The following is a 19,478-nucleotide window of genomic DNA, read 5'->3' on the forward strand; positions in this document are numbered from 1 at the left end:
CTCCCGAATCATGAGAAGTCCGTGTTCATCAAGTCTAACAACTGGCGCGCGGCGTCCCGCACGTCGGCGTTCACGACGCGGGCGTCGAACTCACCCGCCGCCGCCAGCTCGCGTTCGGCCTCGGCGAGGCGGGCCCGCACAGCGGCCTCCTCCTCGGTGCCGCGCCCGGTGAGCCTGCCGACCAGCTCGTCCCATGACGGCGGCATCAGCATCACCAGTCGTGCGTCCGGCATCGCCTCGCGGACCTGGCGGGCGCCCTGCAGCTCGATCTCGAGAACCGCGGGCCTGCCTTCCGCCAGTGCCCGTTCGACGGGCTCGCGCGGGGTGCCGTAACAGTTGCCGGTGAACTCGGCGTGTTCCAGCAGTTCGCCGGCGCCGACCATCTTCTCGAACACGGACCGGTCGATGAAGTGGTAGTGCTCGCCGTCGACCTCGCCGGGCCGGGGCGCGCGGGTGGTGACGGAAACACTGAAATAGATCTGGGGGTCCAGCCGGCGCAGTTCGCTGACCACGCTGGATTTGCCGACCCCGGAAGGCCCCGAGACGACGGTGAGCCGGCGCCGGGGACGCTGCCCAGGAGCCGGCTCACCGTGCGTCGCCCGGCCGGTGGGTCCGGCCGCTGCCACGTGGTCGTCGCGTGTGTCGTTCACTCGCCGCTGAACTCGGCCAGCAGCGCCTTGCGCTGCCGGTCACCGAGGCCGCGCAGTCGCCTGCTCGGCGCGATTTCCAAACGCTCCATCGTCTGCTGAGCACGCTTCTTGCCGACGCCGGGGAGGGCCTCGAGCAGGGCGGACACCTTCATCTTGCCGAGGACCTCGTCCTCGTCCGCCTGCTTGAGCACGTCGGTCAGGGTGGTACCGCCTCGCTTGAGGCGTTCCTTGAGCTCGGCACGGGCACGACGGGCGGCAGCGGCCTTCTCCAGCGCTGCCTTGCGCTGTTCCTCGGTCAGCTGGGGAAGTGCCACGTTTTCCTCCGTAGTACTCAAAATTCCGGGTGGGTGACGCGACGGTACCCACCCCCTGGGGCCCGCCACAATGCGGGGGTGGCCGGTCAGTTCCCGGTCCAGGGCCTGATATTAACCCTCCGGCAAACTGCCGGAGCGCTTCCGGAAACACCGGCCCCCTCGGTGGACAGGCCGGTATTCACATGATCGACGACTGGATCTCGCGAACGCCCGCGCGCAGCGCGGCAAGATCCGGTCCACGCCTCAGGAGGTCCCTCGACGATGCCGGGAGCACACCCGCGAGTCCGTCCCCGAACAGCGCCCGGAGATCGCGCACACCGGCACCCTGCGCCCCGAAACCCGGCGCCAGTACGGGCCCGCCCAGTCCGCTCAGGTCGAGCTCTCCGGGCGTGACGGTGGCCCCGACGACCACGCCGACGTCACCGAGCGGCTCGGCGCCCGCGTTCATCGTGCCGACCTCGTCCACTATGGACTGGGCGACGGTCTTTCCGTTGGGCAGCAAGGCATTCTGCTGTTGCGCCGCCTCCGGATTGGACGTTCTGGCCAGCACGAACACGCCCCGGCCCTGGGCACGGGCGAGCTCGATGGAGGGCACCAGCGTGCCGAACCCGAGGTAGGGCGAGACGGTCACCGCGTCCGCCGCGAGCGGACTGTGACCGTCCAGATACGCCGTGGCGTATGCGTCCATCGTGGAGCCGATGTCGCCCCGCTTGACGTCCAGCAGGACCAGCGCGCCGGCCTCCCGCGCGTGGGAGATCACGCGCTCCAGCACCGCGATCCCCGGCGCGCCGAACACCTCGAAGAAAGCCGACTGCGGCTTGATCACCGCGGTCTCCTCGGCCAGTACTTCCGTGGCCGAAAGGGCGAACTTTTCCAGTCCGGACACATTCCTGGGCAAGCCCCAGGCGTCCAGCAGCCCGGGATGCGGGTCGATGCCCGCACACAACGCGCCGCGTTCGGAAATTTTCTCCGCCAACCTTCGCCCGAACGGAGCAGCAACGAATGTCTTTCCGGTGCCGGCCACTGCCCTGGCGGTCACGACTGCGCCCGCAACGCGCTCTGCAATTCCTGCAAGGACCGGACCCCGATCTCACCGCGGATCAGCGCCTCGATGCCGTGCACCGCGGCCGCTGCGCCCTGCACCGTCGTGATGCACGGGATGCCACGGGAAACCGCGGCGGTGCGGATCTCGTAGCCGTCGATGCGCGGACCGGTGTTGCCGTACGGGGTGTTGATCACCATGTTGACCCCGCCGTCGGCGATCACGTCCACGATGTTCGGACCAGGTGGAACGGAAGGGCTCGCCGTGCCTGTCTCCGAGTGCTTGCGGACCTCCGTACACGCGATCCCGTTGCGCCGCAACACCTCCGCGGTGCCCGACGTGGCGAGGATCTCGAAGCCGAGATCGGCCAGCCGCTTGACCGGGAACACCAGTGCCCGCTTGTCCCGGTTGGCCACCGACACGAAGACCCGGCCCTTGGTCGGCAGCGACCCGTAGGCACCGGCCTGCGATTTCGCGAACGCCTCGCCGAACGAGGTGTCCACACCCATGACCTCGCCGGTGGACTTCATCTCCGGCCCGAGCAGCGAGTCGACGCCCTTGCCCTCCGGGGTGCGGAAGCGGTGGAACGGCAGCACGGCCTCCTTGACCGCGACCGGGGAGTCCGCGGGCAAGTGCCCGCCATCGCCCTCGGCAGGGAGCACGCCGCGCGCCCGCAGGTCCTTGATGGTGGAGCCGGTCATGATCAGCGAGGCGGCCTTCGCCAGCGGCACGCCGGTCGCCTTCGACACGAACGGCACGGTGCGCGACGCCCGTGGGTTGGCCTCCAGGACGTAGAGCACGTCGTCCTTGAGCGCGTACTGAACGTTGAGCAGCCCTCGCACACCGACGCCGCGCGCGATGGCCTCGGTCGAGGCGCGCACGGTCTCCACGTCCTGGCGGCCGAGCGTGATCGGCGGCAGGGCACACGAGGAGTCACCGGAGTGGATGCCGGCCTCTTCGATGTGCTCCATCACGCCGCCCAGGTACAGCTGTTCGCCGTCGTAGAGCGCGTCCACGTCGATTTCGATGGCGTCATCGAGGAAACGGTCCACCAGCACGGGGTGTTCGGGGGTGACCTCGGTGGCACGCTTGATGTATCCGGCGAGCGTCGCCTCGTCGTAGACGATCTCCATCCCGCGCCCGCCCAGTACATAGGAAGGGCGGACCAGGACCGGGTAGCCGATCTCGTCGGCGATCCGCTTGGCGCCCTCGAACGATGTCGCGGTGCCGTACTTGGGTGCGGGCAGCCCGGCGTCGCCGAGCACCTCGCCGAACGCGCCGCGGTCCTCGGCCAGGTGGATGGCCTCCGGCGGGGTGCCGACGATCGGCACGCCCGCGTCGGCCAGCCGCTTGGCCAGGCCCAGCGGGGTCTGGCCGCCCAGCTGCACGATCACCCCGGCGACGGTGCCGGAGTTCCGCTCGGCGTTGACGACTTCGAGCACGTCCTCGAAGGTCAGCGGCTCGAAGTAGAGGCGGTCGGAGGTGTCGTAGTCGGTGGACACCGTCTCGGGGTTGCAGTTGACCATGACGGCCTCGAACCCGGCCTCGCGCAACGCGATCGCGGCGTGCACGCACGAGTAGTCGAACTCGATACCCTGGCCGATCCGGTTGGGCCCGGAGCCGAGGATGAGCACCTTCGGCTTGTCCGGCTGTGGTGCGACCTCGGACTCAGCAGCCTCCGCATCCAATTCGTAGGCCGAGTAGTGGTACGGCGTCTTCGCGGCGAACTCGGCCGCACAGGTGTCGACGGTCTTGAACACCGGGCGCACCCCGAGGCGGTGCCGCAGCGCGCGAACCCCGTCCTCACCGGCGAGTTCCGGGCGCAGCGCGGCGATCTGCTGGTCCGACAACCCGGTGCGCTTGGCCTCGCGCAGCAGCTCACCGTCGAGCACCGGGGCGTCCCGCACCTGCGCGCCGACCTCGCCGATCAGCGCGATCTGGTCGATGAACCAGGGGTCCAGACCACTGGCTTCGTGCACCTGCTCGACCGTCGCACCCAGCCGCAGCGCCCGCTCGACCGCGTACAGGCGGCCGTCGTGCGGCATGCGCAGCGCGTCGAGGGTTCCTTCGAGTGTCGCGGCCGGACCTTCGGTCGGGTCGGGACGCGTCCAGAACCCGGCGGCCTTGGTGTCGATGGAGCGCATGGCCTTGCCGAGCGCTTCGGGGAAGTTGCGGCCGAGCGCCATCGCCTCGCCGACACTCTTCATCGTCGTGGTCAGCTGCGGGTCCGCGCCGGGGAACTTCTCGAAGGCGAACCGCGGCACCTTCACCACGACGTAGTCCAGGGTCGGCTCGAACGACGCCGGGGTTTCGCCGGTGATGTCGTTGCGGATCTCGTCGAGCCGGTAGCCGATGGCGAGTTTCGCGGCGATCTTGGCGATCGGGAAACCGGTGGCCTTCGACGCCAGCGCGGACGAGCGGGACACGCGCGGGTTCATCTCGATGACGACCATCCGCCCGTCCCGCGGGTTGATCGCGAACTGGATGTTGCAGCCGCCGGTGTCGACGCCGACCTCGCGCAGCACCGCGATCCCGACGTCACGCATGTGCTGGTATTCGCGGTCGGTCAGGGTCATCGCGGGCGCGACGGTCACCGAGTCACCGGTGTGCACGCCCATCGCGTCGATGTTCTCGATCGAGCAGATGACCACGACGTTGTCGCTGCGGTCGCGCATCAGCTCGAGCTCGTACTCCTTCCAGCCGAGCACGCTCTCCTCGATCAGCACCTCGGTCACCGGCGACTCCGCCAGCCCGGCTGACGCAATCCGGGCGAGCTCCTCCTGCGTGTGCGCCATCCCGGAACCGAGCCCGCCCATGGTGAACGACGGGCGGATCACGACCGGCAAGCCCAGTTCGGCGACGGTCTCCCGCACCTCGTCCATGGAATGGCAGACGCGGCTGCGCGGCACGTCACCGCCGACGGTGCGGACGATGTCCTTGAACTTCTGCCGGTCCTCGCCGCGCTGGATGGCGTCGATGTCGGCGCCGATCAGCTCGACGCCGTACTTCTCCAGCACCCCGCGTTCGTGCAGGGCGACCGCCGTGTTGAGCGCGGTCTGGCCACCCAGCGTCGCGAGAAGGCAGTCGACGGGCCGTCCCTGAGCCTTTTCATTCGCGATGACCTTCTCCACGAACTCCGGCGTCACCGGCTCGATGTAGGTGGCGTCGGCGAACTCCGGGTCGGTCATGATCGTCGCCGGGTTCGAGTTCACCAGCGACACCCGCAGGCCCTCGGCGCGCAGCACCCGGCAGGCCTGCGTGCCCGAGTAGTCGAACTCGGCGGCCTGCCCGATCACGATCGGGCCGGACCCGATGACGAGCACGTGCTCGATGTCTGTCCTTTTCGGCATTACTTGGCTTTCTCCTGTGTCGTGCGGGACACCCGCACCCGGTCGGCTCCCGCGGGCTGGGCTGCGCGATCGTGCCTCGCGTGGGCCTGCATCAGAGTCACGAACTCGTCGAACAGGGGCGCCGCGTCATGGGGACCGGCCGCCGCTTCGGGGTGGTACTGGACCGAAAACGCCGGCACGTCGAGGCAGCGCACACCCTCGACGGTGCCGTCGTTCGGGCAGTAGTGACTGATCTTCGCCGCGCCGAACGGCGATTCGAAGGCCTGTCCCGGTTCGCCTTCGAGCGCGAACCCGTGGTTCTGCGCGGTGATCGCGACCTTTCCGGTCTCGATGTCGATCACCGGGATGTTGATCCCGCGGTGGCCGTAGCGCATCTTGTACGTGCCCAGTCCGAGCGCGCGGCCCAGGATCTGGTTGCCGAAGCAGATCCCGAACAGCGGAAGCCGCCGGCCCAGTACCTGCCCGGTCAGCTCGATCGCGTGTGCCTGGGTCTGCGGATCGCCGGGGCCGTTGGACAGGAACACCCCGTCCGGCTCGACCGCCAGCAGGTCCTCGAGCGTGCTGCTCGCGGGCAGCACATGGACCTCGATCCCGCGGCGGCTCAGCTGCCGCGGGGTGTTGGCCTTGATGCCCAGATCCAGCGCGGCGACGCGGAACCGCCGCTGCCCCTCGGCCGCCACCACGTACGGCTGCGCGGTGGTCACCTCACCGGCCAGATCCGCGCCCTTCATCGGCGGGCTGGCGAGGACCTGGTTCACCATCGAGTCCACATCGGTCAGCGCGTCGCCGGAGAACACCCCGGACCGCATCGCGCCGCGCTCCCGCAGATGCCGGGTCAGCGTCCGGGTGTCCACTCCGGACACTCCGACAATCCCTTGCCGCCCAAGCTCTTCGTCCAGCGACCGGCGCGAGCGCCAGTTCGACGGGGTGCGCGCCGGGTCCCGCACGACGTAGCCGCGCACCCAGATCCGCGCCGACTCGTCGTCCTCGTCGTTCCACCCGGTGTTGCCGATCTGCGGTGCCGTCTGCACCACGATCTGCCCGCAGTACGACGGGTCGGTCAGTGTTTCCTGATAGCCGGTCATGCCGGTGCAGAACACCGCCTCGCCCAGCGTGGCGCCCTGCGCCCCGTAGGCGGAGCCGCGGAACACCCGGCCGTCCTCCAACACCAGTGCCCCAGGTGTCTTCACTGCGCCCCTCCCTTGACCTCGTGTCCCAAGCTTTGAATCCATTGTGGATAGTCGCCGTGATCGTCGCCGCGGAAACCGGTGTCCAGCTCCACCTCGCCCAGCCGCCACGTGATGATCAGCAGGCTGTCGGTGCCCATCACCTTCCCGGCGATCGCGCTGCCCCGGCGTGCGCCCACGATGGCGTCCTGGGGAATCCAGAACCCGGGCGCGCCCGCGCGGTCCACCTCGACCCCGCCGGGGAAGCGGCGCAGCACCGCCCGGCCGCGCAGGCCCATCCCCCGCGTGACGATCCGGTTCTGCCAGTCGCCCGCCGTGGTGGTGCTGACATACAGGCCGGGCGCTTCGAGGCCCGGTTCGCCCGGCTGCTCGGGCACCTGCGGGAACGGCGGCACCAGAACGCTCTGCGATCGCGCCCGGCGCCGCCAGCCCAGCCGCATGCCCCACAGCGCGAGCAGGAAACAGGCCACTACGACCAGGACCAAGATGAAGCGTTCCATCACCCAATCTTCCCTTCGCGCGCGGTGATACGCCCGCGCAGCAGCGTGAGGGTCACCACGCCCGGTAGCCGCATCCCCTCGTACGGGGTGTTCGCGGCGATGCTCGCCAGCTCGGCGCCCCGGACGGTCCACTCCGCGTCCGGGTCCACCAGCGTCAGGTTCGCGGGCTCCCCGGTGACCAGCGGGCGGCCGTGGTCGGGCAGCCCCGCGATCTCCGCCGGCCGTTCGCTCAGTACGCGGGCCACGCCACGCCAGTCGAGCAGGCCCGTACGGACCATGGTTTCGGTGACCACCGACAGCGCGGTCTGCAGGCCGAGCATGCCGGGTTTGGCCGCCGCCCACTCGCAATCCTTGTCCTGCACCGGATGCGGGGCGTGGTCCGTGGCGACGCAGTCGATGACGCCCTCGGCGAGCGCCGCCCGCAGGCGGGCCGCGTCGGCGCCGGTCCGCAACGGCGGGTTGACCTTGTTCACCGGGTCGTAAGTGGACAGTCGCTCGTCGGTCAGCAGCAGGTGATGCGGGGTGACCTCCGCCGAGATGAACCCCGAGCCGTGCCTGTTCTTCGCCCAGCGCAGCACATCCGCGGTGCCCGCCGTCGAGACATGGCAGATGTGCAGTTTCGCGCCCGCGTGCTGCGCGAGCAGACAGTCGCGCGCGACGATCGACTCCTCCGCCGACGCGGGCCAGCCCGCATACCCCAGCCGTGACGCGATCCGGCCTTCGTGGGCCTGCGCGCCGACGGTCAGCCGAGGCTCCTCGGCGTGCTGCGCGACCACCGCGTTCAGTGCCGTCGAGTACTCCAGCGCGCGCCGCATGATCAGCGGGTCGGCCACGCAGTGCCCGTCGTCGGAGAACATCCGGACCCCGGCTGCCGACTTCGCCATCGTGCCCAGCTCGGCGAGCTTCTCGCCCTTCAACCCGACGGTCACCGCACCGACCGGGTGCACGTCCACGAGCCCGGTCTCGCGACCGCGCCGCCACACGTGCTCGACTACCACCGCGTTGTCGGCGACCGGATCGGTGTTGGCCATCGCGAAGACCGCGGTGTACCCGCCGAGCGCCGCGGCCGCCGAGCCGGACTCGATCGTCTCGGCGTCCTCACGGCCCGGCTCGCGCAAGTGGGTGTGCAGGTCGACGAACCCGGGCAGCAGCACCTGGCCGGCCGCCTCGATCACCTCGGCGTCGTCCGGCGCCTCGATCGATGCGCCTATTTCGGCGATGAGCCCGTCGGTGACCAGGACGTCCACCGGGTCGCCTTCGCCGTAGAGCCGGGCGCCCTTGATCAGCACACTCATTTCTCTTCCTCCCCCGCGAGCAGGTGATAGAGCACGGCCATCCGCACATGGACCCCGTTGCGGACCTGCTCGGTGATCGCCGACGACGGCGCGTCCGCCACCGCCGAGGCGATCTCCATCCCGCGCAACATCGGTCCCGGGTGCAGCACGACGGCATGCTCCGGCAGCATCTTCAAGCGCTTTTCGTTCAACCCGTAGGCGATCGAGTACTCGCGCGCGGACGGAAAGAACCCGCCCGTCATCCGTTCGGCCTGCACGCGCAGCATCATCACCGCGTCGGCACCGGGCAGTTCGGCGTCGAACTCATGCGAAACCGTCACCGGCAGGGCGTCCACCCCAGGCGGCAACAACGTCGGCGGCGCCACCAGCACGACTTCGGCACCGAGCGCGCTGAGCAGGTGGATGTTCGAGCGGGCGACCCGGCTGTGCAGCACGTCGCCGACGATCGCGATCCGGCGGCCGGTCAGCGAGCCGAGCCGTTCCCGCAGCGTCGCCGCGTCCAGCAGCGCCTGCGTCGGATGTTCGTGCATGCCGTCGCCGGCGTTGATCACGGCCGTGCCGGTGTCGGCGAGCCAGCCCGCGAGCCGGTGCGCGGCGCCGGACGCCGGGTGCCGGATGATGACGCAGTCCGCGCCGGCGGCGGCCAGCGTCAGCGCCGTGTCACGCAGCGACTCGCCCTTGCTCACCGAGGACCCGCCCGAGGACACGTTCACCACGTCGGCGCTCATCCACTTCCCGGCGATCTCGAACGAAACCCGGGTGCGGGTGGAGTTCTCGTAGAACAACGTGATCACGGTACGGCCGCGCAAGGTCGGCAGCTTGCGCACCTGCCTGCCGAGCAGCGTCCGTTTCAACTCGTCGGCCGTGTCGAGCACCGCGGTCGCGAGCCGCGGATCGAGCCCGTCGGCGGCCAGCAGATGCTTCATTCGTCCTCCCCCTTTCCGCGCAGCACCACGGCATCCCGTCCGTCCACTTCGGACACCAGAACGTGCACCTCTTCCGCGCGGGAGGTGGGCACGTTCTTGCCCACGTAGTCGGCCCGGATCGGGAACTCGCGGTGGCCCCGGTCCACCAGCACCGCCAGCTGCACCGCGCGGGGGCGGCCGAGATCGCGCAACGCGTCGAGCGCGGCGCGGACCGTGCGACCGGAGAACAGCACGTCGTCCACCAGGATCACGACACGATCGTCGATACCGGCAGGCGGCAACTGCGTGGAAGCCAGCGGGCGGGTCGGCCTGCGGCGGAGATCATCGCGGTAGAGCGTGATGTCGAGCGCCCCGGCGGGCGGCGTGACATCGGCGAACTCGGCGATCCGTTCGGCCAGACGGGTGGCCAGTGAGGTGCCCCGGGTAGGAATCCCGAGTAACACCGGAAGATCACCCGATTCGGCACCGAGCGCGGTCTTCTCGATGACCTGATGCGCCATTCGGGCGATGGTGCGCGCGACATCACCGGACGACAGCAGCTCACGCTCGCCATCCGGCTCCGTCGCGCCACGAGGGCGTGACGCCACGGCAGACTCCTTCCCCGCCTCACCGGACGGGTCCTTAAAGGACGTCGATACCCTGCTTGGCCAGGGAATCCGTCCGACAATAACAGGCGGCGCCGGTCAGCTGAGCGGGTGGTATGCCGCCTTCCTGTCAGGACAATTGCTTGACCTGGTGACGACAATGCGTAACCATTACTCTCAGTATTCGCGGTAGTCCCGGGACGGTCCGAACCGGCTGGGCGAGGAAACGGAGAACAACCAGATGGGCGATTACGCCAAGGCGCTCGGGGCCAAGCTCCGCGGTATCCGCCAACAGCAGGGTCTGTCCTTGCACGGGGTCGAGCAGAAGTCCGGTGGCCGCTGGAAGGCGGTCGTGGTCGGATCCTACGAGCGTGGTGACCGTGCGGTGACCGTGCAGAAGCTCGCCGAGCTGGCCGACTTCTACGGAGTCCCGGTCGTCGAGCTGCTGCCGGAGGGCCGGGTGCCCTCGGGTGCCGAGCCCGCCACCAAGATCGTGATCAACCTCGAGCGCCTGCAACAGCTGCCCGCGGAGAAGGTCGGCCCGCTGGCCCGCTACGCGGCGACCATCCAGAGCCAGCGTGGCGACTACAACGGCAAGGTGCTCTCGATCCGCACCGAAGACCTGCGCTCGCTCGCGATCATCTACGACATGACCCCGGGTGAGCTCACCGAGCAGCTCATCGACTGGGGCGTGCTGCCGCCGGAAGCCCGGCCCGCCAAGGAAGACTGAGCGGGCCGCAAGCTGGGCGAGGTGTGTCCACGGAAAGCGTGGACCGGGCGCGCTCAGTTGTGTCCTCTGGGGGTCGAACCCCCAGACCCCCGCCGGGGGCGAGCCCCCTGGACCCCCATGCGGTGCCGGTTCCCCTTTGACGCCTGCCTTTACAGCACTGCGCGGAGGCGGTCGGCGATGTTGCCGATGCGGCCGAGCACGCCGTTGACGAACCTCGGCGAATCGTCCGTCGACAGTTCCTTCGCCAGGCCGACGGCCTCATCGATCGCGACAGGGTCCGGCACGTCCGGTGACCACAGCAGCTCGTACACGCCGACCCGCAGCACGGCCAGGTCGACCGGCGGCATCCGCTCGAGCGTCCAGCCCTGCGCGTGCTCGGCGAGCAACTCGTCGATGCGCTCACGATGCGCCGCGACGCCTTCGACCAGCGAGATCGTGTAGTCCCCGATGGGGTCGACGGCCGTCGAGCCGACCCGGTCGGCCAGCAGTGTCACGGGATCGGCGGCACGCTGCGCGGCTTCGTAGAGCATCTCCACGGCACGCCTGCGCAAAGCGCGGCGGCCGCCGGAGCTGCCGCCGCGCTGGGGAGCTGGCTGGCTCAAGACGAGACCCTGCCCAGGTATCGCCCGTCACGGGTGTCGACCTTGACCTTCTCGCCGGTCGTCACGAACAGCGGAACCTGGATCTCGGCGCCGGTCTCCAGCGTCGCGGGTTTGGTGCCACCGGTGGACCGGTCACCCTGCAGGCCCGGGTCGGTGTGCTGGATGACCAGCTCGACCGAGGTGGGCAGCTCGACGTACAGCGGCGCGTCCTCGTGGGTCGCGACCTGCACCTCGGTGTTCTCCAGCAGGTAGTCCGCCGCGCCGCCGACCGTCTCGCGCGGCACGGTGATCTGGTCGAACGTCTGACCGTCCATGAAGACATAGTCGGTGCCGTCGTTGTACAGGTAGGTCATGTTGCGGCGGTCGACGGTCGCGGTCTCCACCTTGGTGCCGGCGTTGAAGGTCTTGTCCACCACCTTGCCGGAGAGCACGTGCTTGAGGGTGGTGCGCACGAACGCGCCGCCCTTGCCCGGCTTGACGTGCTGGAAACTCACCACGGACCACAGCTGTCCGTCGAGGTTGAGCACCAGGCCGTTCTTGAGGTCGTTAGTGGTGGCCACGGGTAGTCCAGTTCTCCTATTGAAAGTTTCCGTCGTTCGTTCCGTGCTCGCCTCAGACGACCACGAGGTCCTTGCCGCTCAGGGTGAGGAGTTCGGGAGCCGTGTCCCGCACGACCAGCGTGTCCTCGATGCGCACGCCACCGCGGCCGGCGAGGTATACCCCTGGCTCGACGGTGACCGTCATACCGGCAGTCAGTGTACCGTCGCCCTTTTTCGCCAGACTGGGCGCCTCGTGAATCTCGAGTCCCACCCCGTGCCCGAGGCCGTGGGTGAACTGTTCGCCGTGGCCGGCCTGTTCGATGACTTCGCGCGCGGCCCTGTCGACCTCCTTGGTCACCGCGCCCGGCCGGACGGCCGCGCTGCCCCGCTCCTGCGCCCGGCGGACCAGTTCGTACAGCTCGCGCTGCCAGCCGGCCGCCTTGCCCAGCACGAGGGTGCGGGTCATGTCGGAGTGATAGCCATCGACGGTCGCACCGAAGTCCAGTTTGAGGAAGTCACCGGGGGCGAGCACCGCGCCGGTGGGCCGGTGGTGCGGAATGGCCGAGTTGGCGCCGGCGGCGACGATCGAGGAGAACGAGCGGGCGCTCGCTCCGTGGTCGAGCATGAGGTTCTCCAGATCGCGGGCGACGTCCCGCTCGGTGCGGCCGGGCCGGATGCCGCCGCGTTCGATGAGCGCCGCGAGCGCGGCGTCGGCGACGGCGCAGGCCTTGCGCAGCGCCGCGATCTCGTGCTCGTCCTTGACCAGCCGCAGCCGTTCGACCAGGCCGGGGGTCCGCATCAGCTCCGCGTTTTCGGCGAGCCCGCTCAGCGCCTCGTACTGCTCGACGCTGACGTAGTGACTCTCGAACCCGGTGCGCCCGCTCGCCCGCGTGGCGAGCGCGGCGGCGCTGGCCCGGTCGTCGACCAGTTCAAGGTCCGGCACCTCGGTCTTGGCCTGCGTGACATAGCGGCCGTCGGTGCAGAACAGGGTGCGCTCGTCGCTGTCCGCGTCGAGCAGCAGTGCCGCGTTCGAGCCGGTGAAGCCGGTCAGATAACGGATGTTGAGCAGGTTGGTGACGAGCAGCGCGCCGGCCCCGGCCTGGCGCACCAGCTGACGAAGGGAGTCGCGACGGACGGGGAAGGGAGCGTCGGGCACCCTGCCCACCTTACTGACGGGTTGGCTTAGAGTGACACGATGCGCCCCTGGTTGATCCGTGGACTCGTGCTGGCGGTGCTGCATGGTGCGGCCGACACGGCGCTGGCGAAGGCGGCCGTGTTCAATCCGACCGGCCTGCTCACCGCGAAGATCGTGACGATCGCGCTGCTGGTGGGCGCGGCTGCGTTGTGGGGTGCGGTGGACGCGTGGCTTCGCCGTGAGGATTCCGGCCGCACCTGGCTGATCGCGGCACTGTTCGCGGGCGTTGGTTCCGGTGTGCTGTACGTGATCGGCCGCGGGATCTTCGTCGACCAGGCGGGCACGTCCGAGCTGGGGCCGGCGCTGACCGGTGGTGCCGCTTTCGCCGCGCTGCTCGTCCTCGTGCCGGCGGGGCTGGGCCTGTTCGCCGGGGCGCGCCTCGGCGGCCCCGAGCCAGCGAAGCCCTCCCCCACGCCGCGGCGGCGGGCGCCTTCACCGTCGCCTCGGGCGAAGTGACGCGCTATTTTCCGAGCGGCGCGGCCTGGGGATGAGCCCGCCACTGCGCCGCACTGACGAGCTCGACCGTGGACCCGTTCAGCGAAGCCACGGATGCCGGGTGCACGGGCCAGAGTTTCCCGTCGTCGAGCAGGAAGCCCAAGCCGAGTCCGGCTGCTTCGAGCGCGCGGGCGCCGGAACTCAGATGCGCCGCCACCGGCGCTCCGTCGAGTGCACCGACCCGCTGGTCGAGCACGTGGGTGGCGAGCTGCTCGGCGACCGAGCGGCGGTCGATGCGGACGACCTTCCCGGCCACGACGAGGTCCATGGTGCGGGCCGGTGACGGCATCGCGAATCCGTCGAGCACACCGAGGGCGCGCTGCTGATCAGCGCATCCCGTGAGGCCGGTGAGGTCGAGACCGTAGTGCCGCAGATCGGTGGGCGCGTGCGCCTCGCCGAGCCGCGTCGCGCGGATGACGTCGACCGGGATGCGGCCACACGGGTCGCTCTCGGACGCCGGGGCATGCCCGTCGGGGCGGCGGACCAGGCCGGGGCCTTCCTCCCACGGGCCGGGAACGACGACGGCGCGGTACGGGTGCGCGGTGAAGTCGCGGTTCCAGAAGGTGAGGGTGGTGCCGTCCTGTGTCTCGTGCGCGATGACGAAGGCGCCCAGCGCGTCGGACCACTCCAGCTCGGCGCTGAACGCGTCCACGACCGACATCGTGCGCGGCGCGGTGGTGCTCGTGACGGCGGTGAAGCCGTTGTCCGACAATGATTCCACGCCGGCCGCGAACCGAGGGTCCTTGGCGCGCAACACGAACTGGCCCGCGCCGTTCCACCCGGCGTCCTTGCCGCTGGTGTCGGTGAACATCAGGTAGAACCAGCCGTCGAGGTAGACCGCGGAGGGCTGGCCGGTGCCGTAAAGGTTGTCGCGGTGCACGTCGTGCGAGGGGCCGACGATGGGGGTATCGGCCCGGGCCCAGGTGAGGCCGTCGGTGCTGGTGGCGAGCCCGATCGCATTGCCGAGCGCGTGGTCGTTCGCCGCGCCCGTGTAGTACAGGTAGTAGGTCCCGCCGGCACGGACCACCGAGGGGTCGCAGGTGTGCATACCGTCGAACTGGCCGGGATTCCCCGACAGCACGGCGGGCGGCACGGTTGAGCCGGGGCCGGTGAAGGGGCCATCGAGCGAGGTGGATTCGCCGTAGAGGATGTCATCACCGGGCGGGCCCGCGTCGGGATACTGGCTGCACCACCACATCCGGACCTTGCCGCCGTCGAGCATCACGGTCGGCCCGTAGTTGTACGGCGCGCCGGGGCCGCCCTGCGCGACGACGCCGGTACTTTCCCGGTTCGCGGCGGTGGCGAGGGTGAGGTTCGCGGGTGCGTCGGGACGGCCGCCGTCCGGGGTTTTCGTCTGGGGCTGCGCGTTGCCCGGACTGCACGCGGCCACCGTCGCGCCGAGCACGACGGCCACCAGGGCAGCACCCAGCCGTTGACGGAACCCGCGCATGGACGTGGTGACCCCTCTCTGACCGCGGGACCAGTGTAGGAGAAGTCCCTCACCCGATGGAGTTACACCACGGGAGGCGGCCCGGTCACCGTCCGGCGTCGGCGCGGTGTCCACCACGAGCGCTCACGCCAGTCGAGGTCGGCCAGCGATCAGCCGCGGCCCCGGTGCGGGAGCGCGATGTGCACGCGGTGCGGTGCGCCGTAGTGTTGTTCGGCGCCGACGTCGTGAAAACCCAGGCGCCGGGCCAGTTTCAGACTGGCCACATTGGACTGATGGATGAGCGCCCATACCGCGGGCAGGCCGGCGGTCACCAGTCCGTGCTCGAGGAGCGCGGCGGCGGCTTCGGTAGCGAAGCCCTGGCCGCTGTGCGCGGGATCGAGGAAGTAACCGATCTCGCCGGTTCCGTCGGGCAAAGTATCCGATGGTCGCAGGTGGGCCAGGCCAATGACGACGCCGTCACGTTCGATCACCCAGTGCCCGAGCGCTACCGGCCCGCGGTAGGCGAGGCGACGTTCGATCATCGCGCGGCACTGCCCGGGGTCGCTGAGGTCAGCCGCCAGATACCGGCTCATCGCGGGATCCGCGAAAATGCCGACGATCGCCTCGGTGTCCGACCTGTCCAGACCGCGCAGCGTGAGCCGCGGGGTGCGCAGGACAGGGACGGACACGGTGCGGATTTCCCTTTCGTGCGGCCGGAATCCGGGTGCTAGCGGGCGTTTTCGGCGAGCCAGCGCAACGCGAGCGGATAGCCGGGGACGCCGAGGCCGGCGATGACGGCCGTCGCGATATCGGACAGGACGCTGTGGTGGCGGAACTCCTCGCGCTTGTGCACGTTCGAGATGTGCAGCTCGATCAGCGGCGCGGTCAGCTGCGCGGCGGCGTCACGCACGGCGATGGAGTAGTGCGTCCACGCGCCGGCGTTGAGCACCACCGGGAAACCGCCGTCGGCGGCCTCGTGCAGCCAGCCGACCAGCTCGCCTTCGTGATCGGTCTGGCGCACCTCGACGTCGAGCCCGAGCTCCCCACCGGTCTTCACACACAGCTCGGCGAGGTCTTCGTGCGTAGTCGAGCCATAGACATCGGGCTCGCGTTTGCCGAGCCGCCCGAGGTTGGGGCCGTTGAGCACGAAAACCTTCACAGCAACACGCTCCCGCCGTGGCTCGGCTTGTCGGCGGCGACGGCCGAGTACGCGGCGGCGAGCAGCGCGGGGTCCGGACCTTCGAGCCGGCCCGGTTTCGCGAGACCGTCCAGCACCACGAACCGCAGCACCCCGGACCGGGTTTTCTTGTCCCCGCGCATGGTTTCCAGCAGCTGTGGCAACGCGTCCGCGTCATAGGTGGTAGGCAGACCAAGCCGGTTCAGCAACGTGGCGTGCCGGTCGGCGGTCACGTCGTCGAGCCGGCCGGTCAGGCGGGCGAGTTCGGCGGCGAAGACGAGACCGACGCTGATGGCCGCCCCGTGCCGCCAGCGGTAGCGTTCGCGCCGCTCGATGGCGTGGCCGAGGGTGTGCCCGTAGTTGAGGATCTCGCGCAGGTTGGACTCACGCAGGTCAGCCGCCACGACGTCGGCCTTGACCTGGATCGAGCGGCGCACGAGCTCACCGATGACCTCGCCCTGGGCGTCGACCGCGGCCGCTGGGTCGGCCTCGATGAGGTCGAGGATCGCGGGGTCGGCGATGAAACCGGCCTTGACGACCTCCGCCATCCCGGCGACGAGTTCGTTGGGGGGCAACGTTTCCAGCGTGCCGAGGTCGGCGAGCACCGCGGTGGGCTCGTGGAAGACACCGACGAGGTTCTTCCCGGCTTCGGTGTTGATGCCGGTCTTGCCGCCGACCGCCGCGTCGACCATGCCCAGCAGTGTGGTGGGCACGTTGACGAGGCGGACCCCGCGCATCCACGTGCCGGCGACGAACCCGGCGAGGTCGGTGACGGCCCCGCCGCCGAGCCCGACGACAACGCCGCGCCGGTCGAGCCCGATCCGGCCGAGTACTTCCCAGCAAAAGCTGGCCACGGTCAGCGCTTTGCCGTCCTCGGCATCGGGAATCTCGACGCGGTGCGCGTCGAGACCGGCCCCATTGAGTTCGTCGCGGATCGCTTCGGCCGTGGTGGTCAATGTCGGCGGGTGCAGCAGGGCGACCTTGGTGGCGTCGCGGAGGACCTCGGTGAGCTCGCCCAGCAGGCCCCGGCCCAGCACGACTTCGTACGGGCGCGCTGTGCTGACCTGGATCCGCACCGGCTCGGTCACTGCGTTTTCTCCAGTTTCTCGTTCAGCTGGGCCACAATCGCGGCCACGACGTCCTCGGGGGTTCGGTTGTCGGTGCCGACCTCGGTGGTGGCCACCGCCCGGTAGACCGGCAGCCGCGCCTCCAGGAGGCTGCGGTAGGCGGCGCGCGGGTTGACTCCGGCGAGCAGCGGCCGCGCCGTGGACAGCCCGACTCGCTGCACCCCGGCCGCGAAACCGACGTTGAGGAACACCACATGGTGACCGCGCAGCCGTTCCTGGGTGGCGGGCGTCAGCACGGAGCCGCCGCCGACGGAAAGGACTCCGTCGTGGTCTCGCAACGCGTCGGCGATGACGTCGGCCTCGATCTCGCGGAACACGGGTTCGCCGTCGGCGGTGAAGATGTCGGTGATCGACTTGCCTTGGCGGGCGACGATGTCCTCGTCACTGTCGCGAAAGGACACTCCGAGCCGAGCGGCCAGCAAACGGCCCACGGTGGTTTTGCCGGACCCCGGCGGCCCGACGATCACGATGCAGGGCTTCACCACCGCTCCTCCAGCGCGTGCAGGTAGGCCTCGGCGTTGCGTTTGCTCTCGGCCAGCGAGTCACCGCCGAACTTTTCCAGCGCCGCATCGGCGAGGATGAGCGCGACGACGGACTCGAGCACGACCCCGGCCCGCGGCACGGCACACACGTCGGACCGCTGGTGGATCGCCACCGCCGGCTCGCCCGTGGAAACGTCCACAGTGGACAGTGCTTTCGGGACGGTCGAGATCGGCTTCATCGCGACCCGCACCCGGAGCGGCTCGCCGTTGGTGATACCTCCTTCCAGGCCACCGGCACGGTTCGACCGGCGCGTCACCCCGACCGGCCCGGAGCCGCGGTCGATTTCGTCGTGTGCCTCGCTTCCCCAGCGGCGTGCCGTGGTGAAGCCGTCCCCGACCTCGACGCCCTTCATGGCCTGGACCCCCATCAGCGCCCCGGCGAGGCGGGCGTCGAGCCTGCGGTCCCAGTGCACGTGGGAGCCGAGGCCCGGCGGCAGACCGTAGGCGATCACCTCGATCACCCCGCCGACGGTGTCCCCCGCTTTCCGGACGGCGTCCACCTCGGCGACCATCGCGTCGGTGGCCTCCTGGCCGAAGGCACGGACCGGGCTTTCGTCGATCGCCGCGAGGTCACCGGGCCCGGGCAGGGGTCCTTCGGGCGCGTCGGCGCCGCCGATGGAGATCACGTGGCTGATGATCTCCACACCCAGCAGCTGGCGCAGGAACGCACGCGCCACCGTGCCGAGCGCGGTGCGGGACGCGGTCTCCCGTGCGCTGGCCCGCTCGAGGACCGGGCGAGCCTCGGTGAAGCCGTACTTTTGCATGCCAGGCAGGTCGGCGTGGCCGGGACGAGGCCGGGTCAGCGGCTCGTTGCGGGCGAGGCCTTCGAGTTCGGCGGGCTCGACCGGGTCGGCCGCCATGACCTTTTCCCATTTGGGCCATTCGGCGTTTTCGATGTGGACCGCGATCGGGCCGCCCTGGGTCAGACCGTGCCGGACACCGCCGAGGAACTCGATGTGGTCGGTCTCGAACCCCATCCGGGGGCTGCGGCCGAACCCGAGCCGCCTCCGGGCGAGTTGTTCGCCCACTTCGGCGGTGGTGACCTCGACCCCGGCCACCATCCCTTCCAACACGGCGGCCAGCGCGGGCCCGTGCGATTCACCTGCGGTTATCCAGCGCAACACTTCACGATCCTGTCATGGCCGATGCCGTACGGGTCAAGCGCCCATGCCTGTTTCCGGGAACAACGCCAGCAACCACGTTGCGATGAGCAGACCGGGCCCGTGCGGCACCCCGCGCTCCCAGCGGCGCACCACCGCGAGGACAGCGGTGGTCAACGCGGCGAGTACCGCGGCCAGCACCGGCGCGGCCCAGCTCACCGCACCGAGCACGGCGCCGAGCGCTCCCGACAGCTTCACGTCCCCCGCCCCGAGCGAACGGCGCGAGAGGGCATGGATCAGTAGGTGCAGACCACCGAAGGCCATCGCGGCCACGAGAGCACGCACCAGCAGGCCGAGGCCGGGGCCAGTCAGCGCGGCGGTGCTGAGGGCCACCGCGAGGATCGGGTACGCGGGCAGGGTGAGCGTGTCGGGAAGGCGACGGTGGCGAAGGTCCGCGGCCGCCAGCGGCGCGCCCAATGCGCCGACCGCCAACGGGACCGGAAGCCACCACGACGGCAGTTCGCCGTCGAGCCAGCGCCACGCCGTGATCAGCCCGAGCACGGCAGCGAGTGCGGCTACCGGGACGGCGGGTACGGGGGCGGGCGCGCGGGCACGGGCGAGGACAGCGGTGGCAAGCGAGGCAAGAGCGGCGGTGGCCGTGGCGATGAGAACGGCGAGGGTGATGGTTGGTGCG

The 19,478-nt window shown here is 70.0% G+C and carries 21 protein-coding genes; 2 read left to right on the top strand and 19 right to left on the bottom strand.

The window, feature by feature from the left end:
- Positions 1–8: 8 nt before the first annotated feature.
- From gmk to pyrR, 9 genes are all read right to left on the bottom strand, one after another.
- The gene (gene gmk / locus GKO32_RS18305; RefSeq protein ID WP_312868068.1) at positions 9–650 is read right to left on the bottom strand and encodes a guanylate kinase; all 642 of its coding nucleotides are present in this window, start codon (positions 648–650) and stop codon (positions 9–11) included.
- Positions 647–964 carry an integration host factor, actinobacterial type gene (gene mihF, locus GKO32_RS18310; protein ID WP_139096655.1) on the bottom strand — a complete coding sequence of 106 codons (318 nt, stop codon included), beginning with the start codon at positions 962–964 and terminating at the stop codon, positions 647–649. The genes gmk and mihF overlap by 4 nt, the downstream gene beginning before the upstream one ends.
- Positions 965–1,142: 178 nt before the next feature.
- A complete protein-coding gene (gene pyrF / locus GKO32_RS18315) occupies positions 1,143–2,003 on the bottom strand; it encodes an orotidine-5'-phosphate decarboxylase (protein WP_312868069.1) in 861 nt (286 codons plus the stop codon).
- A complete protein-coding gene (gene carB / locus GKO32_RS18320) occupies positions 2,000–5,356 on the bottom strand; it encodes a carbamoyl-phosphate synthase large subunit (RefSeq protein ID WP_154758094.1) in 3,357 nt (1,118 codons plus the stop codon). The genes pyrF and carB overlap by 4 nt, the downstream gene beginning before the upstream one ends.
- On the bottom strand, positions 5,356–6,588 hold the full coding sequence (gene carA / locus GKO32_RS18325) for a glutamine-hydrolyzing carbamoyl-phosphate synthase small subunit (protein ID WP_154758095.1): 1,233 nt from the start codon (positions 6,586–6,588) through the stop codon (positions 5,356–5,358). Before carA ends, carB begins: the two co-directional genes overlap by 1 nt.
- Positions 6,543–7,043 carry a PH-like domain-containing protein gene (locus GKO32_RS18330; RefSeq protein WP_154758096.1) on the bottom strand — a complete coding sequence of 167 codons (501 nt, stop codon included), beginning with the start codon at positions 7,041–7,043 and terminating at the stop codon, positions 6,543–6,545. Before GKO32_RS18330 ends, carA begins: the two co-directional genes overlap by 46 nt.
- On the bottom strand, positions 7,043–8,338 hold the full coding sequence (locus GKO32_RS18335; protein ID WP_154758097.1) for a dihydroorotase: 1,296 nt from the start codon (positions 8,336–8,338) through the stop codon (positions 7,043–7,045). Before GKO32_RS18335 ends, GKO32_RS18330 begins: the two co-directional genes overlap by 1 nt.
- Complete coding sequence (locus GKO32_RS18340; RefSeq protein ID WP_154758098.1) at positions 8,335–9,264, bottom strand: aspartate carbamoyltransferase catalytic subunit; 930 nt, start codon at positions 9,262–9,264, stop codon at positions 8,335–8,337. Before GKO32_RS18340 ends, GKO32_RS18335 begins: the two co-directional genes overlap by 4 nt.
- Positions 9,261–9,851: a bifunctional pyr operon transcriptional regulator/uracil phosphoribosyltransferase PyrR gene (gene pyrR / locus GKO32_RS18345; RefSeq protein ID WP_312868071.1), complete on the bottom strand. Its 591-nt coding sequence runs from the start codon at positions 9,849–9,851 to the stop codon at positions 9,261–9,263. Before pyrR ends, GKO32_RS18340 begins: the two co-directional genes overlap by 4 nt.
- 238 nt (positions 9,852–10,089) lie before the next feature.
- Between pyrR and bldD the strand changes: the two genes are divergently transcribed.
- Positions 10,090–10,578, top strand: coding sequence for a transcriptional regulator BldD (gene bldD, locus GKO32_RS18350; protein ID WP_020422358.1), 489 nt, complete (start codon positions 10,090–10,092; stop codon positions 10,576–10,578).
- 149 nt (positions 10,579–10,727) lie between these two features.
- Here bldD and nusB read toward each other — a convergent pair whose 3' ends face one another.
- The 3 genes from nusB to GKO32_RS18365 are packed head-to-tail and all read right to left on the bottom strand — an operon-like array spanning position 10,728 to position 12,875.
- Complete coding sequence (nusB, locus tag GKO32_RS18355) at positions 10,728–11,180, bottom strand: transcription antitermination factor NusB (protein WP_154758099.1); 453 nt, start codon at positions 11,178–11,180, stop codon at positions 10,728–10,730.
- Positions 11,177–11,740, bottom strand: a complete 564-nt coding sequence (efp, locus tag GKO32_RS18360) for an elongation factor P (RefSeq protein WP_312868073.1) — start codon at positions 11,738–11,740, stop codon at positions 11,177–11,179. Before efp ends, nusB begins: the two co-directional genes overlap by 4 nt.
- Positions 11,741–11,792: 52 nt before the next feature.
- Positions 11,793–12,875: a M24 family metallopeptidase gene (locus GKO32_RS18365; protein ID WP_312868074.1), complete on the bottom strand. Its 1,083-nt coding sequence runs from the start codon at positions 12,873–12,875 to the stop codon at positions 11,793–11,795.
- A gap of 39 nt (positions 12,876–12,914) precedes the next feature.
- Between GKO32_RS18365 and GKO32_RS18370 the strand changes: the two genes are divergently transcribed.
- Positions 12,915–13,370, top strand: coding sequence for a B-4DMT family transporter (locus GKO32_RS18370; RefSeq protein ID WP_208024452.1), 456 nt, complete (start codon positions 12,915–12,917; stop codon positions 13,368–13,370).
- 4 nt (positions 13,371–13,374) lie between these two features.
- On the opposite strand, the gene GKO32_RS18375 is transcribed toward GKO32_RS18370, so the two are convergent.
- The 7 genes from GKO32_RS18375 to GKO32_RS18405 all read right to left on the bottom strand — a co-directional run bounded on the left by GKO32_RS18375 (position 13,375) and on the right by GKO32_RS18405 (position 19,468).
- Entirely contained in the window at positions 13,375–14,859 is a 1,485-nt protein-coding gene (locus GKO32_RS18375) for a glycoside hydrolase family protein (protein WP_154758101.1), read from the bottom strand.
- A 149-nt stretch (positions 14,860–15,008) separates the two neighbouring features.
- On the bottom strand, positions 15,009–15,527 hold the full coding sequence (locus GKO32_RS18380; protein WP_312868075.1) for a GNAT family N-acetyltransferase: 519 nt from the start codon (positions 15,525–15,527) through the stop codon (positions 15,009–15,011).
- Between the two features lie 38 nt (positions 15,528–15,565).
- Positions 15,566–15,997: a type II 3-dehydroquinate dehydratase gene (gene aroQ, locus GKO32_RS18385; RefSeq protein WP_312868076.1), complete on the bottom strand. Its 432-nt coding sequence runs from the start codon at positions 15,995–15,997 to the stop codon at positions 15,566–15,568.
- Positions 15,994–17,103: a 3-dehydroquinate synthase gene (gene aroB / locus GKO32_RS18390; RefSeq protein WP_312868077.1), complete on the bottom strand. Its 1,110-nt coding sequence runs from the start codon at positions 17,101–17,103 to the stop codon at positions 15,994–15,996. The genes aroQ and aroB overlap by 4 nt, the downstream gene beginning before the upstream one ends.
- Entirely contained in the window at positions 17,100–17,624 is a 525-nt protein-coding gene (locus tag GKO32_RS18395) for a shikimate kinase (protein WP_312868078.1), read from the bottom strand. Before GKO32_RS18395 ends, aroB begins: the two co-directional genes overlap by 4 nt.
- Positions 17,621–18,808, bottom strand: a complete 1,188-nt coding sequence (gene aroC, locus GKO32_RS18400) for a chorismate synthase (protein WP_312868079.1) — start codon at positions 18,806–18,808, stop codon at positions 17,621–17,623. Before aroC ends, GKO32_RS18395 begins: the two co-directional genes overlap by 4 nt.
- Before the next feature lie 33 nt (positions 18,809–18,841).
- Entirely contained in the window at positions 18,842–19,468 is a 627-nt protein-coding gene (locus GKO32_RS18405; RefSeq protein WP_376765972.1) for a prepilin peptidase, read from the bottom strand.
- Positions 19,469–19,478 lie beyond the last annotated feature (10 nt).

It is taken from the genome of Amycolatopsis pithecellobii, from assembly GCF_009707865.1.
GTDB lineage: Bacteria > Actinomycetota > Actinomycetes > Mycobacteriales > Pseudonocardiaceae > Amycolatopsis_E > Amycolatopsis_E pithecellobii.

Coding starts and splice junctions, on each gene's coding strand:
- carB (WP_154758094.1), bottom strand. CDS start 5,356: ATGCCGAAAAGGACAGACATCGAGCACGTGCTCGTCATCGGGTCCGGC.
- GKO32_RS18340 (WP_154758098.1), bottom strand. CDS start 9,264: ATGAAGCATCTGCTGGCCGCCGACGGGCTCGATCCGCGGCTCGCGACC.
- bldD (WP_020422358.1), top strand. CDS start 10,090: ATGGGCGATTACGCCAAGGCGCTCGGGGCCAAGCTCCGCGGTATCCGC.
- GKO32_RS18370 (WP_208024452.1), top strand. CDS start 12,915: ATGCGCCCCTGGTTGATCCGTGGACTCGTGCTGGCGGTGCTGCATGGT.
- GKO32_RS18330 (WP_154758096.1), bottom strand. CDS start 7,043: ATGGAACGCTTCATCTTGGTCCTGGTCGTAGTGGCCTGTTTCCTGCTC.
- GKO32_RS18375 (WP_154758101.1), bottom strand. CDS start 14,859: ATGCGCGGGTTCCGTCAACGGCTGGGTGCTGCCCTGGTGGCCGTCGTG.
- GKO32_RS18335 (WP_154758097.1), bottom strand. CDS start 8,338: ATGAGTGTGCTGATCAAGGGCGCCCGGCTCTACGGCGAAGGCGACCCG.
- carA (WP_154758095.1), bottom strand. CDS start 6,588: ATGGATTCAAAGCTTGGGACACGAGGTCAAGGGAGGGGCGCAGTGAAG.